Source organism: Streptomyces sp. NPDC007162, from assembly GCF_040634175.1.
Lineage (GTDB): Bacteria > Actinomycetota > Actinomycetes > Streptomycetales > Streptomycetaceae > Streptomyces.
On record NZ_JBEYFC010000454.1, the window covers coordinates 1 to 7,237 of the forward strand.

Annotated in this window: 7 protein-coding genes; 4 read left to right on the top strand and 3 right to left on the bottom strand. The window is 75.7% G+C overall.

What is annotated here, in order from left to right:
* Together ABZ646_RS35725 and ABZ646_RS35730 are read left to right on the top strand one after the other, a co-directional pair.
* The coding region (locus ABZ646_RS35725) for a M56 family metallopeptidase (RefSeq protein ID WP_360528516.1) at window positions 1-1,113 on the top strand (1,113 nt) is incomplete at its 5' end.
* A 292-nt stretch (window positions 1,114-1,405) separates the two neighbouring features.
* Window positions 1,406-2,749 (top strand): hypothetical protein, encoded by a 1,344-nt coding sequence (locus ABZ646_RS35730; RefSeq protein WP_360528534.1) that lies wholly within the window; start codon window positions 1,406-1,408, stop codon window positions 2,747-2,749.
* Window positions 2,750-2,773: 24 nt separating this feature from the next.
* Here ABZ646_RS35730 and ABZ646_RS35735 read toward each other — a convergent pair whose 3' ends face one another.
* The gene (locus tag ABZ646_RS35735) at window positions 2,774-3,448 is read right to left on the bottom strand and encodes a phosphatase PAP2 family protein (RefSeq protein ID WP_360528519.1); all 675 of its coding nucleotides are present in this window, start codon (window positions 3,446-3,448) and stop codon (window positions 2,774-2,776) included.
* A 387-nt stretch (window positions 3,449-3,835) separates the two neighbouring features.
* On the opposite strand from ABZ646_RS35735, the gene ABZ646_RS35740 reads away from it, so the two are divergent.
* Window positions 3,836-5,185, top strand: a complete 1,350-nt coding sequence (locus tag ABZ646_RS35740) for a glycosyltransferase (RefSeq protein ID WP_360528522.1) — start codon at window positions 3,836-3,838, stop codon at window positions 5,183-5,185.
* On the top strand, window positions 5,182-5,931 hold the full coding sequence (locus ABZ646_RS35745; protein ID WP_360528525.1) for a polysaccharide deacetylase family protein: 750 nt from the start codon (window positions 5,182-5,184) through the stop codon (window positions 5,929-5,931). Before ABZ646_RS35740 ends, ABZ646_RS35745 begins: the two co-directional genes overlap by 4 nt.
* Window positions 5,932-5,953: 22 nt before the next feature.
* Here ABZ646_RS35745 and ABZ646_RS35750 read toward each other — a convergent pair whose 3' ends face one another.
* Both ABZ646_RS35750 and ABZ646_RS35755 read right to left on the bottom strand, forming a co-directional pair.
* Complete coding sequence (locus ABZ646_RS35750; RefSeq protein WP_360528528.1) at window positions 5,954-6,622, bottom strand: response regulator transcription factor; 669 nt, start codon at window positions 6,620-6,622, stop codon at window positions 5,954-5,956.
* A partial coding sequence (locus ABZ646_RS35755; protein WP_360528531.1) for a histidine kinase occupies window positions 6,619-7,237 on the bottom strand: 619 nt, incomplete at its 5' end. The genes ABZ646_RS35755 and ABZ646_RS35750, both read right to left, overlap by 4 nt.

Here is a 7,237-nt window from a genome sequence, read left to right on the forward strand (position 1 = left end):
AAGGACATGACCAGCTGCTGTCCGGGCCCGCCGACCCGCCCGCCGAGAGCAAGAGCCCGCACGGGAAGCGGTGAGCCGGTGCTGGTCAACGTCTACATCCCGCTCCTCGTCACCGCCGCGCTCGCGGTGCTCGCCCCTCCCGTGGCACGCCGGCTGCCCCCGCGCCCGGCGGCCTGGGCGCTGGCCTGTGCCGCACTGGTGACGGCGGTCGGCTGGGCGGGGTCGCTCGCCCTGCTGGCGTTCACCGGCGTGGCGCAGATTCCCCAGATCGCGGCGGAGGGCCGTTGGTCCGTGGCCGCGCTGCGCGCCGAGGACCCCGTCTACCTGGTCGTCGCGGCCGGCAGCACCCTGGTGCTCGCGGCGGGCGTCGTCTCCCTGGGCGTCGCCGCCGTCGGGCAGGGCCGCCGGCTGGTCCGGTCCCGGCGGGAGTGCGCCCTGCTGCCCGGCGCGACCGAACTGGCCGTGCTCGACGACGACGTCCCGCTGGCCTTCGCGCTCCCCGGCTCGCCGGGGCGGATCGTGGTCTCCCGTGGCATGCTCCGCTGTCTCGAGGACGACCAGCGCGAGGCCCTGCTCGCCCACGAGCGGGCGCACCTGCGCGGCCGCCACCACGTCTTCCAGAGCGTGTGGCGGCTCACGGCCGCCCTCACCCCCCTGCTGAGGCCGGTGGCCGTGGCGGGCGACTTCGTCCTGGAGCGCTGGGCCGACGAGGAGGCCGCCGAGCGGGTGGGGAGCCGCGAGGTGGTCGCCCACGCGGTGGGCCGCGCCGCCCTGGCCTCGGCCGGCGCGGCCCGTCCTGCCGCGCTGGCCCTGACCGGCGGGGCGGTGCCCCAGCGGGTACGGGCCCTGATGGCCCCGCCGCCCGCCCGCCGGAGCCTGCCCCTGCTCGCGGGCGGTCTGCTGCTGGCGGTCTGCTGCGGGAGCCTGGTCAACGCCGCCTCCGACAGCGACCGGATGCTGGACAGCGCACAGTGGGCCCTGTGCTCGGCGCACGCCCCCGCGGACACCGCCGCCACCGTCGCGCGGGCCGGCCACGACCGCGACGACGAGCCCGGCCCGGACGGCTGCTGCGTGGGCCGCGACCACCCGGAACCGACCCAGCGGCACCTCTGACCCGTCCCGCGGTCGCCGTTCCCTCCTGCGCGCCGTCGTGCACAGGGGTGCCGGCCGACCGAGCATGGCCGGTGTGCCCCGACGCGCCGTCGGTACTCCACCCGGTAGGGTGACCGTAGAACTACATTTCGTAGTAGGTGAAGGTGGGTTGATGCCCGGTACCTCGTACGCGGCGGCCTCCCGTGCCGTCCGGCCGTCCGACGCCGCGCCGTGGTACCGGCGGGACGGGACCTGGCTCGCCGCGGTGGCGGCCGTGTACACCGTGGCCCAACTCGTCCTCGTACGACCGGGGATGGGGCTCGGCTGGGACGAGTCCGTCTACGTCAGCCAGGTCAGCGGGCACGCCCCGGCCGCGTTCTTCAGCGCTCCCCGAGCCCGGGGCGTCTCCCTGCTGGTCGCGCCGGTGGCCTCCTGGTCGTCGTCCACGCCCCTGCTGCGGGTGTACCTCGCGGTGCTGGCCGGCCTCGGTCTGTTCCTGGCCCTGCGCGCCTGGCGCGGCCTGCTGCCGGTCCGCGTGCTGGTGCTGGGCGGCGGGCTGTTCGCGTCCCTCTGGGTGACGCTGTACTACGGCCCGCAGGTCATGCCCAACCTCTGGGTCGCCTTCGCCGCGCTCGCCGCGGTGGGCTTCTTCCTTCGGGCGCAGGCTGACCGCGGCAGCCCGGGGCCGCTCTGGGGGCTCGCCGCGAGCGCCGCCCTGATGGCGCTGATGCGCCCGACGGACGCCGTGTGGGTGTGCCTGCCGCTGCTGGCGGTGCTGGTCGCGGTACGCCGGTGGAGGCACGGCCGGGCGCTCCTCGCGCTCCTCGGCGGACTGGCGGCGGGTGCCGCGGAGTGGGTGGTCGAGGCGTACGTCAGCTACGGCGGCCTCGCCCGGCGGCTGTCGGACGGCTCCGACGTCCAGGGCGGCCTCGGATGGCACGACGCCGTTCTCGACCAGGTGCGCAGTCTGAGCGGCCGTACGCTGTGCCGCCCGTGCACGGGGGCGGTGCCCAACGCGGCCGTGACCCTGTGGTGGTTCGTACTGCCGGTCCTCGCCGTGCTCGGCCTCGTGGTGGCCGTCCGGGCGCGCCGCGCGGGCCCCACCGCGTTGCTCGGCGCCTGCGCGGCCACGGCGGCCTTCCCCTACCTCTTCCTGATCGGCTACGCGGCCCCGCGCTTCCTGCTGCCCGCCTACGCCCTGCTGTCCCTGCCGGTCGCGGGCGCGCTGCTCTTCCTGGTGTCGGCGCCGCGCGGCCACTGGCGCACGCTCGCCGTCACCGCGGTGGCCGTGGGGGTCGCCGGGCACCTGGCCGTCCAGGCGGTGGTGCTGGAGCGCCTGGTCGACCACACGACCGCCGGCCACCAGCGCTGGGCCCGGGTGGCCGCGGCCCTGCACGACCACGGTGTACGCGCGCCCTGTGTGCTCACCGGGAACGACCCGGCGGCACCCTCGATACCGGTCGCCTTCTACGCCGGATGCGCCTCCGCCGACACCGGCGGCAACAACGAGAACACCACGCCGGCCGCCCTCGTGCGGACCGCACGCCGGATGCCCGTCGCGTTCATCACCACCGAGGGCGGCGGGCCGCCACGGTACGCCCGGGACTGGCGGCGGGTCCGGCTGGACGGCCGGGTGTACGCCTACGTCTCCCGGTGAGCACGCCGCCCGGGGCGGCGGAGTTCACCGAGGGTCCGCCGGGGCGGCCTGCGGGGCGGCCCCCGGGACGACGGCGGGTCCGGCCGTCAGCAGCGGGCGCAGTGCCCCCTGGCTCAGGGAGCCGACCAGCGGGGCGGCCCAGCGGCCGAGCGCCAGGCTGACGAGGAAGGCGACGGGCAGGGCGAGGACGGCGGAGCCGAGGACGTCGTGGGGGTAGTGGGCCCCGACGTAGACCCGGCTGAAGCCCTCCACCACGGCGAACCCGGCGGCGACGGCGGTCAGCCGGCGGTCCAGCAGGAACAGCGCGGCCACGCTCGCGGCGGCGACCGTGGCGTGTCCGCTGGGGAAGGCGTAGTCGGTCGGCGCCGGGCAGCTGTCCACGAGGTAGGCGTGGGGCAGCGAGCGGCAGGGCCGTACCTCGGCCACGATCTTCTTGATGACCTCGGCGGCGGCGAAGGCGGTCAGCACGGCGACCGGAGCGGCCAGCGCGAGGGTCATCGCCCGCGCGTCCCGGCGCCGGGCCCGCCACCAGCCCATGACCATGAGGACCGCGAAGACGCCGAGACCGACGTTGGTCCACACCTCCATCGGCGTGTTGAGCCACTTGGTGTCGCGGGCCAGGTCGGTGACCGAGGTGAACCACGAGCCGTCGATGCCGGATCCGTCGAAGGCCAGTTGCGCGGTGGCGGCCGCGGTCATAGCGGGACGTCCTTCCGTCTGCCGGTGACATCTCGGTGATGTCGCGGTGATGGCGAGATGATCGCCGGGTAAATCTACTACATCTTGTAGATGGCGGGCGCCCGGCGGAGTCGGCGTTCGTCCTGCCGGTGACGGGTCGGGCCGCCGTCGGCGGCGGCCCGCGGCGCCAAGTCGCCCCGTTTCCCGCCCGGATGGCCGTTCCCTAAGTTCTACATCATGTAGTAGCTTCAGCTCGCGGCGCCACCGCGGTCGCGTCCCGACCCGGTGCGCGCGGCCGCGCTGTTCCGGCCTGCCCCCGCGCCGTCCGAACCGGGCGTCGCCCGGCCGTGCCCCATGCCCCGTGGCTCCTCGCCCGTGGTCCGTAGTCCGTCAGGAGGCTGATCGACCGTGCTCCACTGTGAGGATCCGGTGCCGGAGCCGGCACCGCCGCCCTCCCTCGCGCCGCCGCAGGGCGCGACCGACGGCGGCCGGATCGCGATCATCTCCGCGAGTGTCGGAGCGGGACACGACGGCGCCGCGGCGGGACTGGCGGCCAGGCTGGCCGCGCAGGGTTTCCAGGTGGACCGGTACGACTTCCTCGACCTGCTGCCCGCCGGTGCGGGCCGGCTGCTGTGCGGCGCCTACCACCGCATGCTGACCTGGGCCCCCGAGGGCTACCAGCGCCTGTACGCGGCCACCGACCGGGCGTCCCGTCCCGGCGCCGTGTGGCGGGCGTTGTTCCGCGCCGCCGAGCCACGCACCCTGCGGGCGCTCGCGCCGGACACCCGCGCGGTCGTGTCCACCTACCCCGGCGCCGGCCAGGTCCTCGGGGCACTGCGCAGGCGCGGCCTGCTGACGGTTCCCGCCCTCACCTACCTGACCGACTTCTCCGTGCACGCCCTGTGGGTGGCCCCCGGCATCGACGCCCACCTGGCCGTGCACCCGGTGCCGGCCGCCCAGGCACACGCGCGGGGCGCGGCGGCCGTCACCGTCGCGGGCCCGGTCACCGATCCCCGCTTCACCCCGCCCGCCCCCGGGCAACGGGCCGCCGCACGCCGACGGTTCGCCCTGCCCGCGCACACGCCCCTGGCCCTGCTGGTGGCCGGCTCCTGGGGAGTCGGCGCCGTGCGCCGCACCGCGGCCGAGATACGGCGGACCGGAGCGGCGGTGCCGGTGGTGGTGTGCGGACGCAACCAGAGCCTCGCGGAGCAGTTGCGCCGGGACGGCGTCGAGCACGCCTTCGGCTGGGTGGACGACATGCCCGGACTGATGCACGCCTGCGACGTGCTGGTCCAGAACGCCGGCGGACTGACCTCCCTGGAGGCGTTCGCCGCCGGGCTGCCGGTGCTCAGCTACCGCTGCATACCCGGTCACGGACACACCAACGCCGCCGCCCTGGAAGAGGCGGGCCTGGCGCCCTGGATCCGCGACCCGGACGACCTCGGACCCGTACTGGCCGAACTCCTGGACGGACCGCGGGGCCGGACCCAGCGCGTGACCGGGCTCGCCCTGCACCGTCGCGCCCCCGGACCGGTACCCGTCATCGCCGCCCGAACCGACCGCCGGCCCAGCCCGATCGCCCCGCCCGACCGGCCCGCGCCCAAGCGCCTGCGAGGCCGACGGCGCGGCCCCCTGACGGCCGTCGCCGTGACCGCCACGGTCTGTCTGGGCGTCGCCGCCCCGCTCGCCCACGCCTACAACGAGACCCCCGCCCGCTTCACCGCCGTGGCCCATTACCTGGACGGAGCCGCACGATGACCCCGTCACGTCTCGCCCGCGGCACCGCGCTCGCCTCGGCCGCGGCACTGCCCGCCCTCGCCGCCCTGCACGCCGCCCCCGTGATCTCCACCTTCGGCCCGCTGCGCAACAGGGCCATGCCCCGCCTCGCCGGGCAGGGCCGGCCCGACCACGTCGCCCTCACCTTCGACGACGGCCCGGACCACCTGTCCACCCCGCACTTCCTCACCCTCCTCGAAGCACGCCGGGTGCGCGCCACGTTCTTCCTGCTCGGCTCGATGCTGTCCCGCTCGCCCGGCCCGGCGAAGGACATGGCCGCCGCCGGGCACGAGCTCGCCGTCCACGGCTGGCACCACCGACCGCTGCTGCTGCGCGGCCCCCGCGCCACCTACGACGACCTCGCCCGCGCCCGGGACGCCGTGGCCGGCGTCACCGGGGAACCACCCACACTCTTCCGGCCGCCCTACGGCGTGCTGACCACCGCCGCCCACCTGGCCTGCCGGCGCCTCGGCCTGACCCCCGTGCTGTGGACCTGCTGGGGCGAGGACTGGCGCGGCCGGGCCACCCCCCGGTCCGTGCAGGACACCGTCCTGCGCGACCTGCGCGGCGGGGGCACCATCCTGCTGCACGACTCCGACTGCACCTCCGCCACCGGCTCCTGGCGCACCACCCTCGCCGCCCTGCCCCGCATCCTCGACACCTGCCGGACCCACGGCTGGCAGGTGGGCCCGCTGCGCGAACACGGCGTGCCCGGCCTGCCCGGGTAGGCCCCTGCGGAGCGCCGACGGCTCACTCCGCGTGCGGGCGGGCGAGGCCGTGGTCGTAGGCGAAGATCACGGCCTGGACGCGGTCGCGGGCGCCGATCTTCGCCAGAACCCGGCCGACATGGGTCTTCACCGTGGACTCCGACACCACGAAGCGGGCGGCGATCTCGCTGTTGTTCCAGCCTCTGCCGATGGCCACGAGGATCTCGCGTTCGCGTTCGGTCAGGGCGCCCAGCTTCGGGTTCTCGCCGGCATCTCCCGCCTGGGGCGGCACGAGGCGGGAGAACTCGTGCAGCAGGCGGCGGGTGAGGGAGGGCGCGATCACCGCGTCACCGGTGGCGACGGCCCGGATGCCGGCGATGAGCTCCTCGGGGCGCGCGTCCTTCAGGAGGAAGCCGCTGGCTCCGGCGCGCAGGGCCGCGTGCACGTACTCGTCGAGGTCGAAGGTGGTCAGCACGAGGACGCGGGAGCGGTCGCCCGCGGCGGTGATGCGGCGGGTCGCCTCGATGCCGTCCATGCCGGGCATCCGGACGTCCATGAGGACGACGTCGGGGCGGAGCTCGGCCGCCATGCGGACCGCTTCCGTGCCGTGCGCGGCCTCGCCCACGACGTCCGTCTCGGGGACCGAGTCGAGGAGCAGGTGGAAGGCGTACCGCTGCAGCGGCTGGTCGTCCACGATGAGTACGGTCGTCACCGGCCACCGCCCTGGGGTGTGAGGTCGAGGACGGCCTCGACCGTCCATCCCGTGTCGGCGGGGCCCGCTGTGAGGCTCCCGCCGTAGAGAGCCGCCCGTTCGCGCATGCCCACCAGACCGTGTCCTTCCTCGTTCACCGGGCCGGTACGGCGGCCGGCCCCGGGGGGCCCGGTGTCCTGGACCGTGATGGTCAGCCGCGTCTCGTCCACGACGATCGCGAGGTTCACGCGGGTGTCCGCGCCGGCGTGCTTCAGGGTGTTCGTCAGGGCTTCCTGGACGATGCGGTAGATCGCCAGCTGCACCCCGCTGTCCAGGGCCTCGACATCGCCCGCGGTCCGGTAGAGGACCTCGAGACCCGCGGCCCGTACCCCCTCGCACAGCGCGTCGAGGTCGGTCAGGCCCGGCTGCGGACTGAGCTCGGGTTCGCCCCGCGCGCCGTCCGACGCCTCCCGCAGCACCCCGAGCACACGGCGCAGCTCGCCGAGCGCCTGCCGGCCGGTGTCACCGATCAGCCGCAGCGCCTCCCGGCCGCGGTCCGGAGCGTTGCCGCCGGCGTAGGCGCCGGCGTCGGCGAGGGTGATGATGACGGCCAGGTTGTGGCCCACGATGTCGTGC